The organism is Streptomyces sp. NPDC055749, from assembly GCF_053617235.1.
Genome location: NZ_JBSHFH010000019.1, coordinates 94,286 through 116,781, shown reverse-complemented (window position 1 = coordinate 116,781; position 22,496 = coordinate 94,286). Strand labels below are relative to the sequence as shown.

The 22,496-nt window shown below is 69.5% G+C and carries 20 protein-coding genes; 14 read left to right on the top strand and 6 right to left on the bottom strand.

Features of this window, described 5'->3' with window-relative positions; genetic code table 11:
- Positions 1–89 precede the first annotated feature (89 nt).
- The 10 genes from ACWGO0_RS17040 (at position 90) to pssA (ending at position 11,739) form a co-directional block, all read left to right on the top strand.
- Complete coding sequence (locus tag ACWGO0_RS17040) at positions 90–1,871, top strand: 3-hydroxyacyl-CoA dehydrogenase family protein (RefSeq protein WP_453534729.1); 1,782 nt, start codon at positions 90–92, stop codon at positions 1,869–1,871.
- Between the two features lie 91 nt (positions 1,872–1,962).
- Positions 1,963–2,778: a TetR family transcriptional regulator gene (locus tag ACWGO0_RS17035; protein ID WP_453534726.1), complete on the top strand. Its 816-nt coding sequence runs from the start codon at positions 1,963–1,965 to the stop codon at positions 2,776–2,778.
- A gap of 76 nt (positions 2,779–2,854) precedes the next feature.
- Entirely contained in the window at positions 2,855–3,646 is a 792-nt protein-coding gene (locus tag ACWGO0_RS17030) for a GNAT family N-acetyltransferase (protein WP_453534723.1), read from the top strand.
- A gap of 358 nt (positions 3,647–4,004) precedes the next feature.
- Positions 4,005–5,342, top strand: coding sequence for a crotonyl-CoA carboxylase/reductase (gene ccrA, locus ACWGO0_RS17025; protein WP_453534720.1), 1,338 nt, complete (start codon positions 4,005–4,007; stop codon positions 5,340–5,342).
- Positions 5,343–5,350: 8 nt separating this feature from the next.
- Positions 5,351–7,363, top strand: coding sequence for a protein meaA (locus ACWGO0_RS17020; protein ID WP_453534717.1), 2,013 nt, complete (start codon positions 5,351–5,353; stop codon positions 7,361–7,363).
- The gene (locus ACWGO0_RS17015) at positions 7,360–8,331 is read left to right on the top strand and encodes an HpcH/HpaI aldolase/citrate lyase family protein (protein ID WP_362837135.1); all 972 of its coding nucleotides are present in this window, start codon (positions 7,360–7,362) and stop codon (positions 8,329–8,331) included. The genes ACWGO0_RS17020 and ACWGO0_RS17015 overlap by 4 nt, the downstream gene beginning before the upstream one ends.
- A gap of 2 nt (positions 8,332–8,333) precedes the next feature.
- Positions 8,334–8,837, top strand: coding sequence for a MaoC family dehydratase (locus tag ACWGO0_RS17010; protein ID WP_453534714.1), 504 nt, complete (start codon positions 8,334–8,336; stop codon positions 8,835–8,837).
- Positions 8,838–8,864: 27 nt separating this feature from the next.
- A complete protein-coding gene (locus ACWGO0_RS17005; protein WP_185297422.1) occupies positions 8,865–10,070 on the top strand; it encodes an acyl-CoA dehydrogenase family protein in 1,206 nt (401 codons plus the stop codon).
- A gap of 180 nt (positions 10,071–10,250) precedes the next feature.
- Complete coding sequence (locus ACWGO0_RS17000) at positions 10,251–10,898, top strand: phosphatidylserine decarboxylase (protein WP_453534710.1); 648 nt, start codon at positions 10,251–10,253, stop codon at positions 10,896–10,898.
- Positions 10,885–11,739, top strand: coding sequence for a CDP-diacylglycerol--serine O-phosphatidyltransferase (gene pssA, locus ACWGO0_RS16995; protein ID WP_453534707.1), 855 nt, complete (start codon positions 10,885–10,887; stop codon positions 11,737–11,739). Before ACWGO0_RS17000 ends, pssA begins: the two co-directional genes overlap by 14 nt.
- A 198-nt stretch (positions 11,740–11,937) precedes the next feature.
- Here the strand turns inward: pssA and ACWGO0_RS16990 are convergent, their stop codons facing one another.
- The 5 genes from ACWGO0_RS16990 to ACWGO0_RS16970 are packed head-to-tail and all read right to left on the bottom strand — an operon-like array spanning position 11,938 to position 16,792.
- The gene (locus ACWGO0_RS16990) at positions 11,938–13,191 is read right to left on the bottom strand and encodes an ABC transporter substrate-binding protein (RefSeq protein WP_453534704.1); all 1,254 of its coding nucleotides are present in this window, start codon (positions 13,189–13,191) and stop codon (positions 11,938–11,940) included.
- Positions 13,188–14,315, bottom strand: coding sequence for a branched-chain amino acid ABC transporter permease (locus ACWGO0_RS16985; protein ID WP_453534701.1), 1,128 nt, complete (start codon positions 14,313–14,315; stop codon positions 13,188–13,190). The genes ACWGO0_RS16990 and ACWGO0_RS16985 overlap by 4 nt, the downstream gene beginning before the upstream one ends.
- Positions 14,308–15,198, bottom strand: a complete 891-nt coding sequence (locus ACWGO0_RS16980) for a branched-chain amino acid ABC transporter permease (protein WP_453534698.1) — start codon at positions 15,196–15,198, stop codon at positions 14,308–14,310. Before ACWGO0_RS16980 ends, ACWGO0_RS16985 begins: the two co-directional genes overlap by 8 nt.
- Positions 15,195–16,007, bottom strand: coding sequence for an ABC transporter ATP-binding protein (locus ACWGO0_RS16975; protein WP_453534695.1), 813 nt, complete (start codon positions 16,005–16,007; stop codon positions 15,195–15,197). The genes ACWGO0_RS16980 and ACWGO0_RS16975 overlap by 4 nt, the downstream gene beginning before the upstream one ends.
- Positions 15,995–16,792, bottom strand: coding sequence for an ABC transporter ATP-binding protein (locus tag ACWGO0_RS16970; RefSeq protein ID WP_453534692.1), 798 nt, complete (start codon positions 16,790–16,792; stop codon positions 15,995–15,997). Before ACWGO0_RS16970 ends, ACWGO0_RS16975 begins: the two co-directional genes overlap by 13 nt.
- A 259-nt stretch (positions 16,793–17,051) precedes the next feature.
- On the opposite strand from ACWGO0_RS16970, the gene ACWGO0_RS16965 reads away from it, so the two are divergent.
- Positions 17,052–17,771, top strand: coding sequence for a PucR family transcriptional regulator (locus tag ACWGO0_RS16965; protein ID WP_453534689.1), 720 nt, complete (start codon positions 17,052–17,054; stop codon positions 17,769–17,771).
- Between the two features lie 61 nt (positions 17,772–17,832).
- On the opposite strand, the gene ACWGO0_RS16960 is transcribed toward ACWGO0_RS16965, so the two are convergent.
- Positions 17,833–18,948, bottom strand: coding sequence for a glycerate kinase (locus ACWGO0_RS16960; protein WP_453534779.1), 1,116 nt, complete (start codon positions 18,946–18,948; stop codon positions 17,833–17,835).
- Between the two features lie 340 nt (positions 18,949–19,288).
- On the opposite strand from ACWGO0_RS16960, the gene ACWGO0_RS16955 reads away from it, so the two are divergent.
- The 3 genes from ACWGO0_RS16955 (at position 19,289) to ACWGO0_RS16945 (ending at position 22,475) form a co-directional block, all read left to right on the top strand.
- The gene (locus tag ACWGO0_RS16955; protein WP_453534686.1) at positions 19,289–20,131 is read left to right on the top strand and encodes a glycosyltransferase family 2 protein; all 843 of its coding nucleotides are present in this window, start codon (positions 19,289–19,291) and stop codon (positions 20,129–20,131) included.
- Between the two features lie 254 nt (positions 20,132–20,385).
- A complete protein-coding gene (locus tag ACWGO0_RS16950) occupies positions 20,386–22,074 on the top strand; it encodes a glycosyltransferase (RefSeq protein ID WP_453534683.1) in 1,689 nt (562 codons plus the stop codon).
- Complete coding sequence (locus tag ACWGO0_RS16945; protein ID WP_453534680.1) at positions 22,074–22,475, top strand: hypothetical protein; 402 nt, start codon at positions 22,074–22,076, stop codon at positions 22,473–22,475. Before ACWGO0_RS16950 ends, ACWGO0_RS16945 begins: the two co-directional genes overlap by 1 nt.
- The last annotated feature ends 21 nt before the right edge of the window (positions 22,476–22,496 follow it).

Below are 22,496 nucleotides of genomic sequence, written 5' to 3'. Positions count from 1 at the left end.
CATGCAGCTCGCGCACGCCGCGCGCCGGTTCGTCTTCCTCGTGCGCCCCGTGCTTCCTCTTCAGTCGTCACTCACCCAGGAGTCCCGTGATGGACACCCCGCTCAGCACCATCGCCGTCGTCGGCCTCGGCACCATGGGAACCGGCATTGCCGAGGTCCTGGCCCGTGCCGGCCGCGAGGTCATCGGTATCGACATCAGCGACGAGGCCGCCCGCCGGGCCGTCGCCTCCCTGGAAGCCTCCACCGCCCGCGCCGTGCGGCGCGAGCGGATCACGGAGGAGGAGCGGCGCGACGTCCTCGCCCGGTTCCGTACCTTCTCCGACCTCGGGGCCGCCGCGGAGGCGGAGCTGGTCATCGAGGTCGTGCCCGAGTCGTACGAGATCAAGCAGCAGGTCTTCCGCGACCTCGACGCGGTCGTCTCCCCCACCGCGATCCTGGCGACGGGCACCAACGCCCTGTCCGTGACCCGGCTGGCCGCCGAGTCGCAGCACCCCGAGCGGGTGCTGGGCCTGCACTTCTTCAACCCGGCGCCCGCGATGAAGCTGGTCGAGGTGGTCTCGTCGGTGCTCACCGCGCCGCCGGCCGTCGAGACCGTCACCCGGCTGGCCAGGGAACTGGGCAAGGAGCCGGTCGCGGTCGGCGACCGGCCGGGGTTCGTCGCGGACGGCCTGCTGTTCGGCTATCTCAACCAGGCCGCCTCGATGTACGAGGCGAACTACGCCTCCCGCGAGGACATCGACGCCGCGATGAAGCTGGGCTGCGGGCTGCCGATGGGCCCCCTGGCGCTGCTCGACCTGATCGGCATCGACACCGCCCGTACGGTCCTGGAGGCGATGTACTCCGCCTCGCACGACCGGCTGCACGCCCCGGCCCCGATCCTCAAGCAGCTCAGCGAGGCGGGTCTCACCGGCCGCAAGACGGGCCGCGGCTTCTACACGTACGACACGCCGGGCGGCCAGACGGTGGTCCCGGACGCGCTGACGCCGCTGGAGAGCACGGGCGCGGTCGCGGGCCGCGAGGTGCGGACCGTGGGAGTCGCCGGCTCCGGGACCATGGCCTCGGGCATCGCCGAGGTCTTCGCCAAGGCCGGTTACGACGTGGTGCTCGCCGCACGCAGCCAGGAGAAGGCGGACACGGCCAGGGGCCGGATCGCGAAGTCGCTGGAGCGTTCGGTCAGCAAGGGCCGCCTGACGGCCGAGGCGCGGGACGAGACCCTCGCCCGGATCACCGCCGCCGGGTCCCTGGACGCCTTCGCCGACGTCGACCTCGCCGTCGAGGCGGTCGCCGAGGACCTGGCGGTCAAGCAGCAGCTGTTCGCCACGCTGGACAAGGTCTGCCGGGCCGGCGCGGTGCTCGCCACCACGACCTCGTCGCTGCCCGTCATCGCGATCGCACGGGCGACCACGCGGCCCGACGACGTGATCGGGATGCACTTCTTCAACCCGGCGCCCGCGATGAAACTGGTCGAGGTGGTCCGCACGGTGCTGACCAACGACGACGTCCACGCCACCGTCCGCGAGGTCTGCGTGAAGGTGCGCAAGCACCCCGTGGACTGCGGGGACCGGGCGGGCTTCATCGTGAACGCGCTGCTGTTCCCGTACCTCAACAACGCGATCAAGATGGTCGAGGAGCACTACGCGACCCTCGACGACATCGACGCCGCGATGAAGCTGGGCGGCGGCTACCCGATGGGCCCGTTCGAGCTCCTGGACGTCGTCGGGCTCGATGTCTCGCTGGCCATCGAGAAGGTCCTGCACAGCGAGTTCCGCGACCCGGGCCTCGCCCCGGCGCCGCTGCTGGAGCACCTGGTGGCCGCGGGCTGCCTCGGCCGCAAGACAGGCCGCGGCTTCCGCGAATATGCCCGTCGCTGAGCCGGGAGCGGAGTGGGGCGGGCTGTTGGGGCATTCCGACGGCCCGCCCCCACGGGCGCACTCCCCCGCACCGATGTTGTACGTTCACACCATGTCCCAGCCCGCCAAGTCACCCCGCACTCCCGCCGCGCCCGACGCCCCGGAGAGTGCCGCGGGCACCCGTGCCGCCGCCCAACGGCTCAAGATGCGCCGTGAACTGGCGGCTGCCGCGATGGAGCTCTTCGCCACCAAGGGGTACGAGGCGACCACAGTCGACGAGATCGCGGGCGCCGCGGGCGTGGCACGGCGGACCTTCTTCCGCCACTTCCGCTCCAAGGAAGAGGCGATCTTCCCGGACCACGACGACACCCTCGTGCGGGCCGAGGCCGTCCTGAACGCGGCGCCGGCGCACGAGCACCCGCTCGACACGGTCTGCCGCGGCATCAAGGAAGTCATGAAGATGTACGCGGCCAAGCCCGCGGTCTCCGTGGCCCGCTACAAACTGACCCGCGAGGTCCCCACGCTGCGTGAGGCGGAGATCGCCTCGGTGGCCCGCTACGAGCGGCTGTTCACGCGCTATCTGCTGGGCCATTTCGACGAGCGCGACCACCACGTCGGCAATGACGACCCGTTGCTGGCCGAGGTGGCCGCGTCGGCCGTGGTCACCGCGCACAACCATGTGCTGCGCCGCTGGCTGCGGGCGGGCGGCCAGGGCGATGTGGAAGCGCAGCTCGACCACGCCTTCGCGATCGTCCGGGACACCTTCGGCAGTGGCATCGGGGCCGGCCGGACCGCCCAGGCCGAACCGCCCAAGGCCCCGGTCGCCTCGGTGGCAACGGAGGGCGAGGTGCTGGTCGCGGTGGCGCGGACGGACGCGCCGCTCGACGAGGTCATGCGCACGATCCAGCAGGCGCTCAAGGTGCGCTGAGCGCCCTGCGGAAACCTTTTGTCCTCGATCGCGGTACGGGCTTGAATTCAGGCCCGTTCGGCGATCGAGGACAAAGATGAACCCAGAACCCCTGCTGGCCCTTTTCGACCGCGAGATGCGGGAACACGCACGCCCCGAAGGCCCCGGTGTCCGGGTCGAGCGCGCCGGTGACGTCGTACGCCAGGTCGGCGCGGCCGACGACTGGAACGGAGTCGTGTGGTCCGCCCCTGACCTGGACGAGGCGCGGGCCGACGCGGCGATCGCGGCGCAGATCGCGTACTTCACCTCGCTCGGCCACGCCGAGTTCGAGTGGAAGGTGTACGCCCACGACAGCCCCGTGGACCTGCCGGAGCGGCTGCGGGCGGCCGGGTTCGTGCCGGAGCCGCCGGAGAGTCTGCTGGTCGCCCCGGTCGAGCGGCTGCCGGCCGTCGTGGAGCTGCCCGAGGGCATCGAGCTGCGGCGCGTGACCGACGCGGCCGGGGTGGAGCTGATGGGCCGGGCCCATGAGCGGGCGTTCGGCACGGACTGGTCGCGGCTGGGCCACCAGGTGCTGGCCCGACTGGAGAAGGATCCGGACAGTTTCGTGGGGGTGCTGGCGATGGCGGGCGACGAGCCGGTCAGCTCGGCCCGGATGGAGTTCTGCCCCGGCACCGGCTTTGCCGGGCTCTGGGGCGGCGGGACGGTCGCGGAGTGGCGGGGCAGGGGCATCTACCGGGCACTGGTCGCTTTCCGCGCCCGTATCGCGGCGGAGCGCGGTTACCGCCATCTCCAGGTCGACGCGACCGACCAGTCCGCCCCGATCCTGCGTCGGCTGGGTTTCTCGGAGCTGAGCACGACGACGCCGTACGTGTACCGCCCCGCCCCGTAACCGCTCGTCGGCAGGACAGACCATCCCGTAGCGCCCATGGTGTTGCTCATGCGTGCCGTGCGGATGACAAGTGAGAGAAATTGTTGGCACTCGGTGCCTTGTCAGGTGTCACGGAGTGCCATACGTTGTTGGTGTCCGGGCGGCCGGCGTGCTGAGACCTCACGTACGCCGGCTGTCCCCGCAAACCATGTGTCTGCGTGCCCGGACGCCTGCGTCACAGGCAAACCCTTCTGCTCCACAGAGCAAGCCGAAGCACCACCCGCCGAACCGACGGCACACCTCCACACCGCACCGCTCCCCCTGACCGCAGGGACCCCTCAAGCGTTCCCTCGACGCCAGCTCTGCCGGAGGCATCACCGTGAAGGAAATCCTGGACGCGATCCAGTCACCGGACACCACGGCCGCAGACTTCGCGGCCCTGTCCATCCCCGAGTCCTACCGCGCGGTGACCGTGCACAAGGACGACGCCGAGATGTTCGCCGGCGTCGCCAGCCGCGACAAGGACCCCCGTAAGTCCCTGCACCTCGACGAGGTGCCGGTCCCCGAGCTCGGCCCGGGCGAGGCCCTGGTCGCGGTCATGGCCAGCTCGGTCAACTACAACTCCGTGTGGACGTCGATCTTCGAGCCCGTCTCGACCTTCGGCTTCCTGGAGCGGTACGGGAAGCTCAGCGACCTCAGCAAGCGCCACGACCTCCCGTACCACGTCATCGGCTCCGACCTCGCGGGCGTCGTCCTGCGCACCGGACCCGGCGTCAACGCCTGGAACCCGGGCGACGAGGTCGTCGCGCACTGCCTGTCCGTCGAGCTCGAATCGAGTGACGGCCACAACGACACGATGCTCGACCCCGAGCAGCGCATCTGGGGCTTCGAGACCAACTTCGGCGGTCTCGCGGAGATCGCGCTCGTCAAGTCCAACCAGCTGATGCCGAAGCCGCAGCACCTCAGCTGGGAGGAGGCCGCGGCCCCGGGCCTGGTCAACTCCACCGCGTACCGCCAGCTGGTGTCGAAGAACGGCGCCGCGATGAAGCAGGGCGACAACGTCCTGATCTGGGGCGCGAGCGGCGGACTCGGCTCGTACGCCACGCAGTTCGCGCTGGCCGGCGGCGCCAACCCGATCTGTGTCGTCTCCAGCGACCAGAAGGCGGACATCTGCCGGAAGATGGGCGCGACCGCGATCATCGACCGCAACGCCGAGGGCTACAAGTTCTGGAAGGACGAGCACAACCAGGACCCTCGCGAGTGGAAGCGCTTCGGCAAGCGCATCCGTGAGCTGACCGGCGGCGAGGACGTGGACATCGTCTTCGAGCACCCGGGCCGCGAGACCTTCGGCGCCAGCGTGTACGTCACCCGCAAGGGCGGCACGATCGTCACCTGCGCCTCGACCTCGGGCTACAACCACGAGTACGACAACCGCTACCTGTGGATGTCGCTCAAGAGGATCGTGGGCTCGCACTTCGCCAACTACCGCGAGGCGTGGGAGGCCAACCGCCTGATCGCCAAGGGGAAGATCCACCCGACGCTGTCGAAGGTGTACTCCCTGGAGGACACCGGCCAGGCCGCGTACGACGTGCACCGCAACCTCCACCAGGGCAAGGTCGGCGTCCTCGCGCTGGCGCCCCGCGAGGGTCTCGGTGTGCGCAACGAGGAGCTGCGCGAGCAGCACATCGACGCCATCAACCGCTTCCGCGACATCTGAGGCCTGATATGACTGAGCGTCAGAAGGACCGGCCCTGGCTCATGCGGACGTACGCCGGTCACTCGACCGCCGAGGCGTCCAACGAGCTCTACCGGCGTAACCTCGCCAAGGGCCAGACAGGTCTGTCGGTCGCCTTCGACCTGCCGACGCAGACGGGTTACGACCCCGATCACATCCTCGCCCGCGGCGAGGTGGGCCGGGTCGGCGTGCCCGTCTCGCACCTCGGCGACATGCGTCGGCTGTTCCAGGACATCCCCCTGGAGCAGATGAACACCTCGATGACGATCAACGCCACCGCCATGTGGCTGCTGGCGCTCTATCAGGTCGTCGCCGAGGAGCAGGGAGCCGACGCCGGCAAGCTCCAGGGCACGACGCAGAACGACATCGTGAAGGAGTACCTCTCGCGCGGGACGCACGTGTTCCCGCCGGTACCCTCGCTGCGGCTGACCACCGACATGATCACGTACACGGTCAACCACATCCCGAAGTGGAACCCGATCAACATCTGCAGCTATCACCTGCAGGAGGCGGGAGCCACTCCGGTCCAGGAGATCGCGTACGCCATGTCGACGGCCATCGCGGTCCTCGACGCGGTCCGCGACTCCGGGCAGGTGCCGGAGGAGAAGTTCGGCGATGTGGTCGCCCGGATCTCCTTCTTCGTGAACGCGGGCGTCCGCTTCATCGAGGAGATGTGCAAGATGCGTGCCTTCGGCCGCATCTGGGACCAGGTCACCCGCGAGCGGTACGGCATCGTCAACCCCAAGCAGCGCCGGTTCCGCTACGGCGTGCAGGTCAACTCGCTGGGGCTGACCGAGGCGCAGCCGGAGAACAACGTCCAGCGCATCGTGCTGGAGATGCTGGCCGTCACCCTCTCCAAGGACGCCCGCGCCCGCGCCGTCCAGCTGCCCGCCTGGAACGAGGCGCTGGGGCTCCCCCGCCCCTGGGACCAGCAGTGGTCGCTCCGTATCCAGCAGGTACTCGCGCACGAGAGCGATCTGCTGGAGTACGAGGACATCTTCGCCGGGTCGCACGTCATCGAGGCCAAGGTGGAGTCCCTGGTCACCGATTCGCTCGCCGAGATCGACCGCATCCAGCAGATGGGCGGCGCCATGGCCGCCGTCGAGTCCGGGTACCTCAAGTCCGAGCTGGTGTCCTCGCACGCCGCACGGCGGGCCCGGATCGAGGGCGGTGAGGAGAAGATCGTCGGCGTCAACATCTACGAGACGACCGAAACCAACCCGCTCACGGCCGACCTGGACGCCGCCATCATGACGGTCGATCCGGAGAACGAGGCCAAGGTCGTCAGCGCGCTCCACGAGTGGCGCGACAACCGCGACGAGGCACGGGCCACCGAGGCGCTCGCCGCGCTGAAGAAGGCCGCAGCGGGCACCGAGAACATGATGGAAGCGACGGTGGAGTGCGCCCGCGCGGGCGTCACCACCGGCGAGTGGTCCTGGGCGCTGCGCGATGTGTTCGGCGAGTTCAGGGCCCCGACCGGGGTCTCGTCGGCCCCGGTCGCGGTCACCGCGGAGGCGGGCACCCCGCTGGCCCTCGTACGCGAGAAGGTCGCCCGCACCGCCGGTGACCTGGGCGCGGGCAGGCTGCGCCTGCTGGTCGGCAAGCCGGGTCTGGACGGGCACTCCAACGGTGCCGAGCAGATCGCCGTACGGGCCCGTGACGCCGGTTTCGAGGTCGTCTACCAGGGCATCAGGCTCACGCCCGAACAGATCGTGTCCGCGGCCGTCGCGGAGGACGTGCACTGCGTCGGTCTGTCGATCCTGTCCGGCTCGCACGCCGAGCTGGTGCCCGACGTACTGAACCGGCTGCGCGAGGCCGGCGCGAAGGACATTCCGGTGATCGCGGGCGGCATCATCCCGCCCGCGGACGCCGCCGCACTGATCGGAGCCGGCGTAGCCGCCGTCTTCACCCCGAAGGACTTCGGTATCACGGAGATCATCGGCCGTATCGTCGACGAGATCCGGAAAGCGAACAAGCTCGACCCTCTGGAGGTCCCCGCATGACCACGCCCACGCCCGTGAACCGTCTGCGTCCGCGCCGCTCCTGCCTGGCCGTGCCGGGCTCGAACCCGCGGTTCCTGGAGAAGGCCCAGGGCCTCCCGGCCGACCAGGTCTTCCTGGACCTGGAGGACGCCTGTGCGCCGCTCGCCAAGGAGGGCGCCCGCCACCACATCGTCGACGCGCTGAACAACGGCGACTGGACGGGCAAGACCCGGGTCGTGCGGGTCAACGACTGGACGACGCACTGGACGTACCGCGATGTCATCACGGTCGTCGAGGGCGCGGGTCCGAACCTCGACTGCATCATGCTGCCGAAGGTCCAGGACGCCCAGCAGGTCGTCGCGCTGGACCTGCTGCTGACGCAGATCGAGAAGACGATGGGCTTCGAGGTCGGCAAGATCGGCATCGAGGCGCAGATCGAGAACGCCAAGGGCCTGGTGAACATCGACGACATCGCCGCCGCCTCGCCGCGTCTGGAGACCCTGATCTTCGGCCCGGCCGACTTCATGGCCTCGATCAACATGAAGACCCTGGTCGTCGGTCAGCAGCCGCCCGGCTACCCGGCGGACGCGTACCACTACATCCTGATGCGCATTCTGATGGCGGCCCGTACGCACGACCTCCAGGCGATCGACGGTCCCTTCCTCCAGATCCGTGACGTCGACGCGTACCGCGAGGTCGCGGGCCGTGCGGCGGCCCTGGGCTTCGACGGCAAGTGGGTGCTGCACCCCGGTCAGGTCGACGCGGCCAACGAGGTGTTCTCGCCCTCGCAGGAGGACTACGACCACGCCGAACTGATCCTCGACGCCTACGACTGGTGCACCTCCGAGGAGGGCGGCAAGAAGGGCTCGGCGATGCTCGGCGACGAGATGATCGACGAGGCCAGCCGCAAGATGGCGCTCGTCATCGCGGGCAAGGGCCGCGCGGCCGGCATGCAGCGCACCTCCAAGTTCGAAGCCCCGGAGGCCTGATCATGCAGTTCGGACGCACATATGAGGAATTCGAAGTCGGTGCCGTCTACAAGCACTGGCCCGGAAAGACGGTCACCGAATACGACGACCACCTCTTCTGTCTGCTGACCATGAATCACCACCCGCTGCACATGGACAGCAATTACGCGGAGAAGACGACCGACTTCGGCAAGAACGTCGTCGTCGGCAACTACATCTACTCGCTGCTGCTCGGCATGTCGGTGCCGGACGTCTCAGGCAAGGCGATCGCGAACCTGGAGGTCGAGTCGCTCAAGCACATCGCGCCGACCTTCCACGGGGACACGATCTACGGCGAGACGACCGTCCTGGACAAGACGCCGTCCAGGTCCAAGAACGACCGCGGGATCGTGTACGTCGAGACCAAGGGCTACAAGCAGGACGGCACCGTCGTCTGCGTGTTCCGCCGCAAGGTCATGGTCCCCACCGAGACGTACATCAAGGAACGCGGCGGAGAGCAGCCCGGCCGCCCCGTCCCCTCCAACTAACCGCGTGAAGTCACAGGAGAAGCAGTCATGACGCGACTCGCCCAGACCGCCGGTCTGACCGACATCCAGCAGGAAATCCTCTCCACGGTCCGGGATTTCGTCGACAAGGAGATCATTCCGGTCGCGACCCAGCTGGAGCACCGCGACGAGTACCCCACCGAGATCGTCGAGGGACTCAAGGAACTCGGCCTGTTCGGGCTGATGATCCCCGAGGAGTACGGGGGTCTGGGTGAGTCGCTTCTCACATACGCGCTCTGCGTGGAGGAGATCGCCCGCGGCTGGATGAGTGTGTCGGGAATCATCAACACGCATTTCATCGTGGCGTACATGCTCAAGCAGCACGGGACGCAGGAGCAGAAGGACACGTTCCTGCCGCGCATGGCGCTGGGCGAGGTCCGGGGCGCGTTCTCGATGTCCGAGCCGGCGCTCGGCTCGGACGTCTCCGCGATCACGTCCAAGGGTGTGCGGGACGGCGAGGAGTACGTACTCAACGGCCAGAAGATGTGGCTGACGAACGGCGGCACCGCCAACCTGGTCGCGGTCCTGTGCCGCAGTGACGAAGGCCACCCGGAGGGCACCGCCCCGCACAAGTCGATGACGACCTTCCTCGTGGAGAAGGAGCCCGGCTTCGGCGAGGTCCGCCCCGGCCTCACCATCCCCGGGAAGATCGACAAGATGGGTTACAAGGGCGTCGACACGACGGAACTCATCATGGACGGGCTACGCATTCCGGCCAATCGTGTACTCGGCGGGACCACCGGCCGAGGGTTTTACCAAATGATGGACGGCGTGGAGGTCGGCCGGGTCAATGTGGCCGCACGTGGCTGCGGGGTAGCACAGCGTGCTTTTGAGCTGGGTGTTTCGTACGCACAGCAGCGCCATACCTTCGGAAAGCCGATCGCCCAGCACCAGGCGATCCAGTTCAAGCTGGCCGAAATGGCCACCAAGGTCGAAGCCGCTCATGCGATGATGGTGAATGCAGCACGCAAAAAGGACTCCGGGGAACGAAACGACCTGGAGGCAGGGATGGCGAAGTACCTCGCCTCCGAGTACTGCAAGGAAGTCGTCGAAGACGCCTTCCGTATCCACGGCGGTTACGGCTTCTCCAAGGAGTACGAGATCGAGCGCCTCTACCGGGAGGCCCCGATGCTGCTGATCGGTGAAGGTACCGCCGAGATCCAGAAAATGATCATTGGGCGCCGACTCCTCGAGGAGTACCGGTTCCAGGGGTGATGTCCCTTTCGGGGCGATTTGGCCGCGAAGTACATCACACCCTGTGATCCTCGCCAGGTGCCCGCCGACGGTTCGACTCGGCTGCTGGCTTGCCCAGTTGTGGCCCGCAACCGATAGCATCGCCGGAAAAGCCGCCGTCCCCCGTTGCCTGCGCGGCATCATCCGCTACGAAGGTCATTCATGCCCGACAGCCATACCTCTGCACCCCGCGGCGGGGTCCGCCTCGCACGCGGAGCTTCGCCGTGGCTCCTGCCGACACTCGCCACCGCGGCTCTCAGCCTCACCCGGGCGCGCAAGTCCGGGCGCTGGGCCGCAGTGGCCGTGCCCACCACCGCGCTCGCGGCGGGCATGCTCTGGTTCTTCCGCGACCCCGAGCGCGAGATCACCGAGGGCCGGGTCATCTCACCGGCCGACGGCGTGGTGCAGAGCATCATGCCGTGGAAGGACGGGCGCACCCGCGTCGCGATCTTCATGAGCCCGCTGAACGTGCACGTCAACCGCGCGCCGCTGGCCGGCACGGTGACCTCCGTCGAGCACATCCCCGGTGGGTTCGTTCCGGCGTTCAACAAGGAGAGCGAGAACAACGAACGCGTTGTCTGGCACTTCGACACCGAGCTCGGCGACATCGAGATGGTGCAGATCGCGGGAGCGGTCGCCCGGCGCATCGTCCCGTACATCCCGCAGGGCACGAAGGTGGAGCAGGGCGAGCGCATCGGCCTGATCCGCTTCGGCTCCCGCGTGGACATCTACCTTCCGGAGGGTGTCGATGTCGCGGTCGAGGTCGGTCAGGCCACTACCGCGGGGGTGACTCGCATTGACCGTGACTGATCCCGAAACTCAGGCCGGCTGGGTGCCGGAGGCGGCCGAGGAGGACGACTCCGAGGACATGCCGCTGTCGATGAGGCTGTCGATAGCGGACACCCTCACGCTCGGTAACGCCACATGCGGATTCATGGCGGTGTACTTCACCACCACCGGGATCCTCATCCCGCACCTCACGGGCAGCAACGAGAGCGGCATGGCGCGGAACTCCGCCGCCACCGCCGTGATCCTGATGCTGCTGGCGGCGATCTTCGATCTGTGCGACGGGCTGGTCGCGCGCAAGCTGCGCAGCTCGCCGATGGGCGCGGAGCTGGACAACCTCTCCGACCTGATCAGCTTCGGACTCGCCCCGGCGTACTTCGTGCTGGTGTACGGCATGGTCGCGGACGACGCCCAGCAGCGGGTGTCGGCTCTCGCGGCGATCGTGGTGCTGCTGGCGGTGGTCCTGCGGCTTGCGAGATTCTCCTGCGTGACCATGAAGGACGGCATGTTCCAGGGCATGCCGAGCCCCTTCGGGGCGCTCACGGTCGTTTCGATCGTGCTCCTGGAGCTGCCCTTCGTGCCGACGCTGCTCGCGATCATCGGAGTGGCGTGGCTGATGGTCAGCCGGGTCGAGTACCCCAAGCCGCGGGGCGTTCTCGCGGTGGCGATGCTCGGCTGGATCGTGGGTGCGATGGGGCTTCTCGCCGCCTGGGCGTTCGACGCCCCCGGTGGCCAGCTGCTCCTCCAGACGGGCTGCGCGCTGCAGGTCGTGATGGGTGCGGTGATCCCGCTCTTCGCCACGGCGCGGCGGGTCAACACCTTCCGCGACAACCGGCGCGAGGCACGGGCGGCGCAGCTGCCGTAGGACCTGGCGCACCACGTACGACGTACACGAGGGCCCGGATGCTCCCCAGCATCCGGGCCCTCGTGCGTGCGGGGACTCGCTGTGCGGCCCTGTGCGGGCCTGCGGGGAGGCGGAGGCTCCCGCGGGGCCCTGGAACGCCTGAACGGGCCCGGCCGGTCGGCCGGGCCCGTTCAGGGCTTCAGAGGGTCAGTGCTCGTGTCAGGGCTTCACCGTGAATGACTCGGCCGCCGGGGCGACCGACGCCGGACGGACCACCTTCAGGCCGCCGGGGGCCTTGGCGTCCGGCTTCATGATGGTGCTCTGGCGGGTGGAGGGCGCCGCCGGGTCCGAGAAGTTGTGCGTGATCCCGAATCCGTTGTCGTACGCCGTAAGGGTGAGCAGCGCCTTGTCGACGCCCTCGCGGGTGAGGTCCTTGGCCTCGCACGCCTTCTTCAGTGCCTCGCCGTAGACGGACGCCGCCGTGAACCCGGCGACGACGCCGTTGTCGAGGCCGTCCTTCGGGTACTGGGCCGCGTACTCCTTGGCGAGCTTCGCCGGTCCGGCCCCCGGGTCGCCGATCGGCAGGGTGGAGGAGGCGATGTAGTAGTCCTTGAGCAGGGCGGGGCCCGCCTGGGTCGCCAGGAGCTGCGGGGCGTACGCCGAGTTGTTGCCGACGACCGGGACGTTGAAGCCGGTGGCCGCCGCGACGCCGACCAGGGAGGCCGCCTGACGCGGGCCCGCGCTGATGACGATGGCCTTGACGCCCGCCTGCTTGAGCGCGGAGACCTGGGCGGTCATGTCGTTGTCCGTGGGCTTGATCTTCTGCTGGACGACGGTGAGCCCCGCCTCCTTCGCCGCGTACTCCGCGCCGGCGAGGGCGTTCTCGCCGTAGTCGCCCTCGAAGTAGACGTGCCCGATCTTGTCGCCCTTGGCGATGCGCTTCTCCGTGAGCAGGTAGTCGATCAGGTTGATCGTCTCGATGTCGTACGTGGCCCCGAGGACCCGGACGTACTTCGAGCCGAGCAGACTCGCCGACCACGCCTGCGGCAGGACGAGGCCCTTGTCCTGGGTGTCGATGCGCTGCTCGACGGCCGCGACGAACGGGGAGCCGATGAACTGGGTGAAGCCGAGCACATCGGGTTCGAGCTCGGTGTAGGCCGCGATGGCCTTCTGGGGGTCGTAGCCGTGGTCGCGGACCGTCAGCTCGACCTTGCGGTCGCAGATGCCGCCCGCGGCGTTGGTCTGCTTCACCCACAGCTGCTGGGCCTGGGTGACGCTCTTGCCCAGCGAGGCGTACACGCCGGTCATGTCGGTCAGGGCGCCGAGGGTGATCGTCGACGAGGTGACTCCCTCGCCGGTCTTCACCCCGCTCTTGTCCTGCTTCTCGCCGCCGTTGTCGGTGGCCTTTCCGCTGCATCCCACGAGCGTGAGGGTGAGGGCCGCGCATACGGCCGGGATCACTCGCAGTTTCATTTCTTCTCCCCTGGTTTCTTCAGACGCGTAAGGCCGCCGGGCAGGAACAGGACCACCGCGACCACCGCGGCGCCGTACAGATAGCGAGATGCCTCACCCGGTGCGAGGCCGCCCGTGCCCGGGGCCGAGACCAGGGGCAGGGAGTCGCTGTAGTGGGTGAGCACCTGCGGCAGCAGCGTGACGAACGCGGCGCCGACGACGGCACCCGCGACGCTGCCGAGCCCGCCGATGACGATCATGGCGAGGTACTCGAGGGACAGGATCATGCCGAAGTACTCGGGCACGGTCCGCTGGAAGACCAGCGCGAGCAGGACGCCCGCGAGGCCCGCGTACATCGAGGACAGGACGAAGACCCCGGCCCGGTAGCGGGCCACCGGTACGCCCATCACGCCCGCGGCGATCCGGTGGTCACGGATGGCGTTGAGCGCCCGGCCGGGCCTGCCGCGCAGCACCCCGCGGGCGAAGAGCCCGCTGAGGAGGAGGGCGAACAGCGCCACGTACCAGAGCTTCTCGGAGGACTGGAAGGGCACGGCGGCGACGACGACCTCGGTGTCGTCGAAGGTGAAGCCGAACAGCGAGAGCGGCGGCACGGGGCGGCCGTTGAAGCCGCCGGTGAGCGAGCCCGCGTTGAACAGCACGTGCTGGCCGATGAAGATCAGGGCGAGCGTGGCGATACCGAGGTACGCGCCGCGCAGCCGGCCCGCGATGGGGCTGAACACTCCGCCCGCCGCGCCCGCCAGCAGCACGGCGAGGATCGCCGCGAGCCAGGTGGGCAGTCCGAGCCCGGTGAGCGCGTGCCCGTTCTCGGTGCTGCTCTCCCCCGCCAGGATGCAGTAGCTGTACGCGCCGACGGCGAGGAAGAAGGCGTGCCCCATGGAGAGCTGGCCGGTGGAGCCGGTGAGGAGGTTGATGCCGATGGCCCCGATCGCGGCGGCCATCGCGAACAGTCCCGCCTGGAGCCAGAAGCGGTCCAGGTAGAACGGGAACGCGAGGAGCAGCACCGAGCCGACGAGCCAGAGGTACGTGCGTGGCTGCCGCAGCCGTTCGCCGAACCCGGCCGGTGCGGAGGACTTCTCCGGCCGGGCGCCGGGAGCCGCCGTGGCGGTTTCGATGGTGTCAGACACGGGCGAGCTCCTTCGTGCCGAAGAGTCCCGCGGGCCGGACGAGCAGGACGATCACCATCACCAGGTAGGGCGCGAGGTCACCGATGCCGCGTCCGAGGAAGGAGAGGTCGCCCTGGTAGCCGGTGGCGAGTGATTCGGTGACGCCGACGATGAGTCCTCCGGCGAGTGCGCCCGTCGTCGAGTCGAGGCCGCCGAGGATCGCCGCGGGGAACGCCTTGAGCGCGGCGAGCGAGGTGGCGCGTTCGAGTCCGGGCGTCGGGAACACGGTGAGGAAGAGCGCGGCGACGGCGGCGAGCGCTCCCGCGACGGCCCAGGCGGAGAGCGAGACCCTGCCGAGCTTGATCCCCATGAGGGCGGCGGTCTGCGGGTTCTCGGCGGCGGCCCGCATCGACACACCCCAGGAGGTGTAGCGGAAGGCGAGCAGGAACACGGTGATGAGCAGTCCGGCCGCGAGGAACGCCGCGATGCGGGTCTCGGCGAGGGTGACTCCGCCGATGGTGACGACGTCGTCGCCCCACGGGTCGCCGAGCGCCAGTACGTCGGTGCCCATGCGCCGGGTGAGTTCGGTGACGAGGATGATGTCGACGCCGATGGTGACGATGGCCAGGACGCTCTGGTCGCTGCCCCGGTAGCGGCGCATGACGAAGAACTCGACCGACGCGCCGACGACCGCGGCCCCCGCGATACCGACGGCGAGCGCGGGCCAGAAGCCGATGTCGTCGTGGAGCACGGCGGTGACGTATCCGCCTGCCAGCAGCAGGGACGCGTGGGCGAAGTTGACGACCTCGGTGGCCTTGAAGATGACGACGAAGCCGAGCGCGATCAGCGCGTAGACCGAGCCTATGGAGAGGCCGCCGAGGAGGAGTTCGATGAAGGTGGTCATTCCTGTGCCCCCAAGTAGGCCTGGACGACGGCCGGGTCGTTCTGGACCTCGGCGGGAGTGCCGCCCGCGATCCTGCGTCCGAAGTCGAGTACGGTCACCGCGTCCGCGAGCCGCATCACCACGCCCATGTCGTGCTCGACCAGCACGATGGAGATGCCGAGGCTGTCGCGTACGCCCGCGACCACGGCCGCCACGCGGCGCCGTTCGTCGGCGGTCATCCCTGCGACGGGTTCGTCCAGGAGCAGGACCTGCGGTTCCATGCACAGGGCGCGGCCCAGCTCGACGAGCTTCTGCTTTCCGTACGGGAGAGCGCCCGCCGGGTGGTCCAGCTCCTTCTCCAGGCCGATGAACTCGGCGATCTCACGGACCCGTTCGAGATGGCGCCTGGCCTCGCGGGCCGCGGACGGCAGCCAGAGCCCGGTGGACAGGAACCCGGACCGGGTGAGGCGGTGCCGGCCGAGCAGCAGGCTCTCGGCGACGGTGGCGTGCGGGGGCAGGGCCAGGTTCTGGAAGGTGCGGGCGATGCCGAGTGCGGCGATCTTGTGCGGGGCGAGGCCGGTCAGCTCGGTGGAGCCGAGGTGGACCGTTCCGGAGGACGCCTTGTAGACGCCCGAGAGCACGTTGAAGCAGGTCGACTTGCCTGCCCCGTTGGGGCCGATGACGGCGTGGACGCTGCCCGGTTCGACGGTGAAGGAGATGCCGTCGAGGGCGGTGAGCCCGGCGAACCGTACGGTCACGTCACGGACGGCGAGTGCGGCCGGTGCCGTCGTGGCTGCGGTGGTGGCGGGAGCGGTCGTCACGCGGACCACCTGCTCAGCGTGCGGGGGGCCAGGCCCGCCCGGTCCGCGTCCTCGGCGGCCGTCTCGTCGACGACGCCCAGATAGCGGCGGCGTACCTCGTCGGAGGCGGCGAGCTCGTCGGCCGGTCCTTCGAGTGCGACCTCGCCGACGTCCAGGACGTACGCCGTGGTGGCGAGCCGCAGGGCGATGGCAGCGTTCTGCTCGACGAGCATGACCGAGGTGCCCGCGGCGTTGATCTCCTTCACGGTTTCCGCGATCTTCTTCGCCATCAGCGGTGCGAGGCCGAGGGACGGTTCGTCGAGCAGGAGCAGACGGGGGCCCGCCATCAGCGCCCGGCCCATGGCCAGCATCTGCTGCTCGCCGCCGGACAGCAGCCCGGCCCGCTGGTGCGCGCGGTCGGCGAGCACCGGGAACAGTTCGTGTACGCGGGTCAGTGCGGCGGTCGTCTCCTTGCGTCCGCCACGGGCCCCCAGTGCGCCCGCCCGCAGATTGTCGGCCACCGTCATCCGGGCGAACACCTGTCGCCCCTCCGGCACCTGGACCACTCCGGCGGCCACCACCTGGGCGGGCCGCAGCCCTTCCAGGGCCTGGCCGTCGAAGCGGATGGTGCCCGTGCCCGTCCCGCGGTGGAAGCCGAGGGTCCGCGATACGGCCCGCAGCAGCGTGGTCTTGCCGGCGCCGTTGCCACCGAGTACGGCGGTGATCGCGCCGGCCGGCACGTCGACGGAGACGTCGCGCAGAGCCCGTACCGGGCCGTAGCCCACGGACAGTGCGCGGATCTCGAGCGTTGCCATGCGTCCTCCTCCTTCCGCCTTGTCGTTGTCGTACGTCGCGTGTCGTGCGTCGCGTCGTGGGGCCACAGACCAGCACCGGGCGGGCCGTGCGTCCACGGCGCGCGCCCGAGACGATGCGGGTGACCAGCGAGTGAAGGGTGCGGTTGTGCACGCGCACAGAGGGCGCCGATGTCCTGTTGCCCCCGCACACACCGGTGGCATCCTCACCAGCCATGAGCGGTCCGCCGAGCCCGACGTGTCCGCGGAACGGGGAGAGAGCATGCAGCGGCGCAGTGACGAGCGGGTCCGGGCGCTGCTCGACGCGCTGCTGGAGGGCAGGGGCTCGCCGGACCTCGCGGAGCGGGCGGCCGCGGGTCTCGGGCTGCCGGAGCGGGGGCGCTACGCGGTGGCGGTACTGCGCACCGAGCACCGTGGGCCGGTGCACAGGGCCGCCGTCGTGGACGGCATGCGGTTCTTCTGGCGGGCGCGGGCGGACCGCGAGATCGCGGTCGTCGGTCTCGGTGACCGGGGGCTGGCCGAGCTGACCGCGGTGCTGGCCGGCCTGTGCCCGGGCCCCGGCGGGATCGGCCCGGTCGTGGAGGGCCTGGCGGAGCTGGACCGGGCGCGGCGGCTGGCCGAGGCGGCGCTGCTGACGTGTGCTCCGGGCTCGACGAGGATCGTGCGCCTGGACGAGCGGCTGACGACGGCGCTGGTGGTGAGTCAGCCGGAGCTGTCGGCGAGGCTGCTCGCGGAGGTCTTCGGGCCGCTGCTGACACTGGCGCCGGCGGAACGGGCGCTGCTGGTGGAGACGCTGGACGCGTGGCTGGAGTGCGACGGGTCGGCGGGGCGGGCGGCGGGGCGGCTGTTCTGCCACCGGAACACGGTGTTCAACCGCTTGCGGCGGTTGGAGGTGCTGACATCGCGGTCGCTGTCACGACCGCGTGAGCTGATCGAGATGATGCTGGCGCTCGACGCGTTCCGCCTGACGGCGGTGCGGTGAGAAGGCCGGGCGGGGGTACGGGGGCGGAGCCCCCGGACCGGGCCCCGCCCCCCCCCACCTGTCAGGTCAGGAAGTCCTGCCCGATCGACTCCGCCACCCGTTCCAGCAGCGGCCCCGCCTGCGCCATGCACACCGCAGGGTCCGGCTCCAGCTCGGTCAGGGCGTACGCGCGGCGGATCCCCGCGCGGCCCAGTGCCTCCGGTGCCAGTGCCAGCCGTCCGCACACCGCGACGACCTCCACGCCGGCCGCGCGGGCCGCCGCGGCGACGCCCGCCGGTGCCTTGCCGTGCAGGGTCTGCTCGTCGAGCGAACCCTCGCCCGTGATGACGAGCGTCGCCCTGGCCAGCGCGGGTGCGAAGCCGAGGACGTCGAGCATGACCTCGATGCCGGGGCGGAAACGGGCCCCGAGGGCCACCAGGGCCCCGTAGCCGATGCCACCGGCCGCCCCCGCTCCGGGGAGGGCCGCGTGGTCCGGGCCGAGCACGGACGCGTAATGGCTGAGCGCCGCGTCGAGGACCGCGATGTCGTCCTCGGTCGCGCCCTTCTGCCGCCCGTACACCTCGGGGGCGCCCTTGGGCCCGGTCAGCGGGTTGTCCACATCGCTGGCCAGGATCAGGTCGACGTCCGCGAGGCGGGGGTCGAGCCCGGAAAGATCGGCCTCCGCCAGCTCCGCGAGCGCACCTCCGCCGGGACCGACGGGCTTACCGTCCGCGTCCAGGAACCGGGCCCCGAGGGCGGCGAGCATGCCCGCGCCGCCGTCGGTGGTGGCGCTGCCGCCGACCCCGAACACGATGGTCCTGGCGCCCGCGTCGAGCGCGGCCCGCAGCAGTTCGCCGGAGCCGTACGTGGTCGCCGTGAGGGGTGCGAAGACCCCTGCGGGCAGGTGCTGGAGGCCCGAGGCCTCGGCCATCTCCACCACCGCGGTGGACTCGCGCAGCGCGTACGCCGCGGTGACCGTCTCCCCGAGGGGACCGGTCACCCGCGCCTCGCGGCGCTCGAATCCGGCGGCCACAGCCGCCGCGACCGTGCCGTCGCCACCGTCCGCGACGGGCAGGGTCTCGACCCGCACGTCAGGGACGGCGCGCCGCAGCCCGGCCGTCACCCGCTCCGCGACCTGTACGGCCGTGAGCGAGCCTTTGAACTTGTCCGCCGCCACGAGCACGCGGGCAGTCTCGATCACTGCTCCGTCCGTCACCTTGCATCCCTTGCTTTCGAACAGGCAGTCGCGCCGCCCCGACCTTATCCGGACCACCCCTGATCTGCCCATGGGTGTCCAGGACCGGGGCCCGGGCACGCCACTGCCCTTCCCCGGCCGGGCACGCTTCGGCGATACGTCCCACATTTGACTCGATGCTCTGAATGTCTCATTATGTACGCATACATTGTAAATATGTGGCGTAGGAGCATGAGCGCGCTCCCACCTCGTCGTGAATCTCGGCCCGGGCAGCGGCGCACTGTCCGGCCACTCACAACACATCCGGACACCCATCGAATCGATACCCGGAGACGTGGGCACCATGGACAACGCATCTCAGCCGAACGATCACCCCGCCCTCACCCGTCAGCCCACCGGCGGCGACCCTGCGGGACACCCGGCCCGCCGGTCCACAGACCGCTCCACCCATCCCCTGCGCCGAGCGGAGGACCGCCTTCCTCCCCGCGCCACCGTGAGCCTCGTCGTACCTGCCCGAAATGAGGCGCCCAACATCCCGTGGGTCTTCGAACAGATCCCGGACTGCGTCGACGAGGTCATCCTGGTCGACGGCGACTCCAGAGACGCCACGGTGCACATGGCGCAGCACTGCCTGCCCACCGTCCGCCACGTCGACCAGAGCGGCCCGGGCAAGGGCAACGCCCTGCGCACCGGCTTCCTGGCCGCGACCTGCGACTACATCGTGATGATCGACGCCGACGGCAGCATGGTGCCCGGGGAGATCCCGCACTTCCTGCACTTCCTGGACAACGGCTACGACTTCGTGAAGGGCTCACGATTCATGGCCGGCGGCGGCTCACTCGACATCACGGGCTTCAGGCGTCTGGGCAATCAGGTCCTGCTGACCGCCGTGAACCGCCTGTACCACGCCTCACTGACGGACTTGTGCTACGGGTTCTGTGCCTTCCGCCGCAGCTTCCTCGATGATCTCGACCTGCACTCCTCCGGATTCGAGATCGAGACCGAGATGGTCGCGCACGCGCTGCGCTCCGGTCTGCGGATCGCCGAGGTGCCGAGCCTCGAACTGCCCCGCCGCAGCGGCCGTTCGAACCTGCACGCCATATCCGACGGCCGGCGGGTGCTGCGGACGCTACTCTCCGAGCGACCCGGTGCCCAGACGGCACCCGTCCGACGGAGCACGGCGTGAGCTCCACCAACCGCCCGCCCTGGTCTCTTGGCCGGGTACGCCCTGTGCTGCGGACCGCTGCACCGGAATCGCCGGTGAACGGCCCGCATCCTCGCGCAGTTCGCGGAGCTGCCCCGTCAAAGGCCCACGCCGCGCCCTCGCACGCCGGACACACCACCTCGCCGCACGCGCCGCCCGGACCAGCTCCCGCGCACCCATTCCCCGGCTGGTCACGGTGGCGACGGCTGGGCCCCGGCACCCTCACCGTAATCGGCGTGCTGCCCGCTTCGGTCGCCCTGTGGCTGCTGTCGCTCCGTGGTGTGCGCCTCGACGGGATGGGAGATCTCGGGCTGCTGCAGGTGATGCCTGTGCTCTTCTGGGTGGCGCTGGCCCTGCTCACCCTCGGCTTCTGTGTCGCGGCAGCTGATCGGCGGACTCCTCACGGCTGCTTCCTGGCATACGTGATCGCCCTGATCACGGTCCTCCACGCGACGCCGCCGCTGCTCTATCAGGAGCTGCGTTATTCATGGGCGTGGAAACACGTGGCCGTCATCGACGCGATGATGCGGCACGACGGCGAGGTGCCGAATGCGGCCGGCTTCAACATCTACAACCAGTGGCCGGGCTTCTTCCAGTTCAACGCGCTGATCCTCAAGGCCACCGGCCTCGAGTCGCCCCTGGGGTACGCGCTGTGGGCGCAGTTGCTCACCAACCTGCTACTGCTCGGCCCGCTCCTGATGATCTATCGGTCGATCACGCGCGACCGGAGACTGATCTGGGGAGCCGTGTGGATCTTCTACGCCTGTTCCTGGGTGGGGCAGGACTACTTCGCACCGCAGGCCTTCACGTTCCTTCTGTTCGCGAGTGTGATCGCCCTGGTGGTGAGGCGGCTGCCGTCGTCGAGGTTCCCTGTCCCACGAACGCCTCGCCGAGGCTGGCCCGTGGGATGGCTGCTGCTCGTGCTGGTGATTGAGGCCGCGATCGTCTCCTCCCACCAGCTCACCCCGTTGATGCTGGTCAGCGCTTTGCTGTTGCTTTCCCTGCCCCGTCGCAACCGGCGAGTGACCCTGCCCGCACTGGTCGGGGCGATCGTGCTCACCGTGGCCTGGAACGGGACTGTGGCGAGGCCGTACGTGGCGGCGAATCTCGACAGCTTCGTCAACGCACTCAGCCGGCCCGAGTCCAATGTCTGGTCCGGTCTGAGCAGGCTCGCCGACGCCGCCCCGAGCCAGGTCATGGTGTCCTGGATCGACCGCGGCCTGTCGGGGGGCATCGTCCTGCTGGCCGCGATCGCGCTCGCAGCACGACCCTGGACACGCCGTACCCCGCTGCCGCTGCTGGTGCTGTTCCCCCTCCCTCTCGTAGCGGTCAACGCCTACGGCGGCGAGATGGTCTTCCGAGCGTTCATGTTCATGCTGCCTGCCGCCGCTCTGCTGGTGGCCTCTCTGCTGTTGCCCTCCGGCAGAGCGCGGCCGGCGCGGATGGCCACCGTCCTCGTCCTGCTGCTCGCCATGCTCGGGAGCCTGGTGTTCGGCTACTACAGCAAGGAGGCCATGAACCGGTTCTCCTCGCAGGAGGTCGCCGCCACCCGGTACCTGACGACGGGAACTCCGACCGGGTCGCTGATCATCTCGGTCACCTTCGCCGCTCCCGGCCTGGAGATGCACTACGACCGGCACGAGCGCACGCAGATAACCGAGGAAAGTCTGAGTACGAAGCGACTGCTGGTTCAGGACCCGCTGGCAGGCCTGGAACCGCTCCTCGACAGAGCAGGGAGCAAACCGGCGTACATCCTCCTCAGCCGTGCACAGGCCGCGGACGTGCGCCTGAACGGTGAGCTGCCCGCGGACTTCATGACGCGACTCGAGTCCGCTTTGGCGAAGGCATCCTCCTTCACTCCGGTGTACCGCAACGGCGACGCGGTCGTGTACCGATTCGACCCCCCTCTGGAAAGGAACGGCTGATGACTGCGCTGCGCTGGACTGTCGCCGTGTCGGGTTGGCTGGCCCTCGCCGCGACCGCCCTCCCTGTCCCGTCCGCGGCGCGGGTGCTGGTCACAGCCGTCTTCCTGCTCGTCTGCCCAGGCTTGGCCGCAACCCTGCTGTGTGCCGGACGGCTCTTCACCGACCGGTTCGGCAGGGCGACCGTCCTGGAAGCGGCTCTCGTCACAGGAGCCGTCAGTCTGTCGCTCTCGGCGCTCGTCGCCGAGGCACTCCTTCTGAGTCACGTGTTCACCACCGCACGGGCGCTGGCGGCCCTTGCGGCCCTCACCTCGGTCATGGCGCTGGCATCGGCTCTGCCCCGGACGCAACCGGAGACGCGGAGTCACGCGGTTCCCGGTCGCGATGACCGCGCCTGGGATTGAGATCGAATCGTGGACACGCCT

Excerpts from the sequence above, each read along its gene's own strand:
- ACWGO0_RS17040 (WP_453534729.1), top strand. The coding sequence starts at position 90 with ATGGACACCCCGCTCAGCACCATCGCCGTCGTCGGCCTCGGCACCATG.
- ACWGO0_RS17035 (WP_453534726.1), top strand. The coding sequence starts at position 1,963 with ATGTCCCAGCCCGCCAAGTCACCCCGCACTCCCGCCGCGCCCGACGCC.
- ACWGO0_RS17030 (WP_453534723.1), top strand. The coding sequence starts at position 2,855 with ATGAACCCAGAACCCCTGCTGGCCCTTTTCGACCGCGAGATGCGGGAA.
- ACWGO0_RS17020 (WP_453534717.1), top strand. The coding sequence starts at position 5,351 with ATGACTGAGCGTCAGAAGGACCGGCCCTGGCTCATGCGGACGTACGCC.
- ACWGO0_RS17015 (WP_362837135.1), top strand. The coding sequence starts at position 7,360 with ATGACCACGCCCACGCCCGTGAACCGTCTGCGTCCGCGCCGCTCCTGC.
- ACWGO0_RS17010 (WP_453534714.1), top strand. The coding sequence starts at position 8,334 with ATGCAGTTCGGACGCACATATGAGGAATTCGAAGTCGGTGCCGTCTAC.
- ACWGO0_RS17005 (WP_185297422.1), top strand. The coding sequence starts at position 8,865 with ATGACGCGACTCGCCCAGACCGCCGGTCTGACCGACATCCAGCAGGAA.
- ACWGO0_RS17000 (WP_453534710.1), top strand. The coding sequence starts at position 10,251 with ATGCCCGACAGCCATACCTCTGCACCCCGCGGCGGGGTCCGCCTCGCA.
- ACWGO0_RS16990 (WP_453534704.1), bottom strand. The coding sequence starts at position 13,191 with ATGAAACTGCGAGTGATCCCGGCCGTATGCGCGGCCCTCACCCTCACG.
- ACWGO0_RS16980 (WP_453534698.1), bottom strand. The coding sequence starts at position 15,198 with ATGACCACCTTCATCGAACTCCTCCTCGGCGGCCTCTCCATAGGCTCG.
- ACWGO0_RS16970 (WP_453534692.1), bottom strand. The coding sequence starts at position 16,792 with ATGGCAACGCTCGAGATCCGCGCACTGTCCGTGGGCTACGGCCCGGTA.
- ACWGO0_RS16965 (WP_453534689.1), top strand. The coding sequence starts at position 17,052 with ATGCAGCGGCGCAGTGACGAGCGGGTCCGGGCGCTGCTCGACGCGCTG.
- ACWGO0_RS16955 (WP_453534686.1), top strand. The coding sequence starts at position 19,289 with ATGGACAACGCATCTCAGCCGAACGATCACCCCGCCCTCACCCGTCAG.
- ACWGO0_RS16945 (WP_453534680.1), top strand. The coding sequence starts at position 22,074 with ATGACTGCGCTGCGCTGGACTGTCGCCGTGTCGGGTTGGCTGGCCCTC.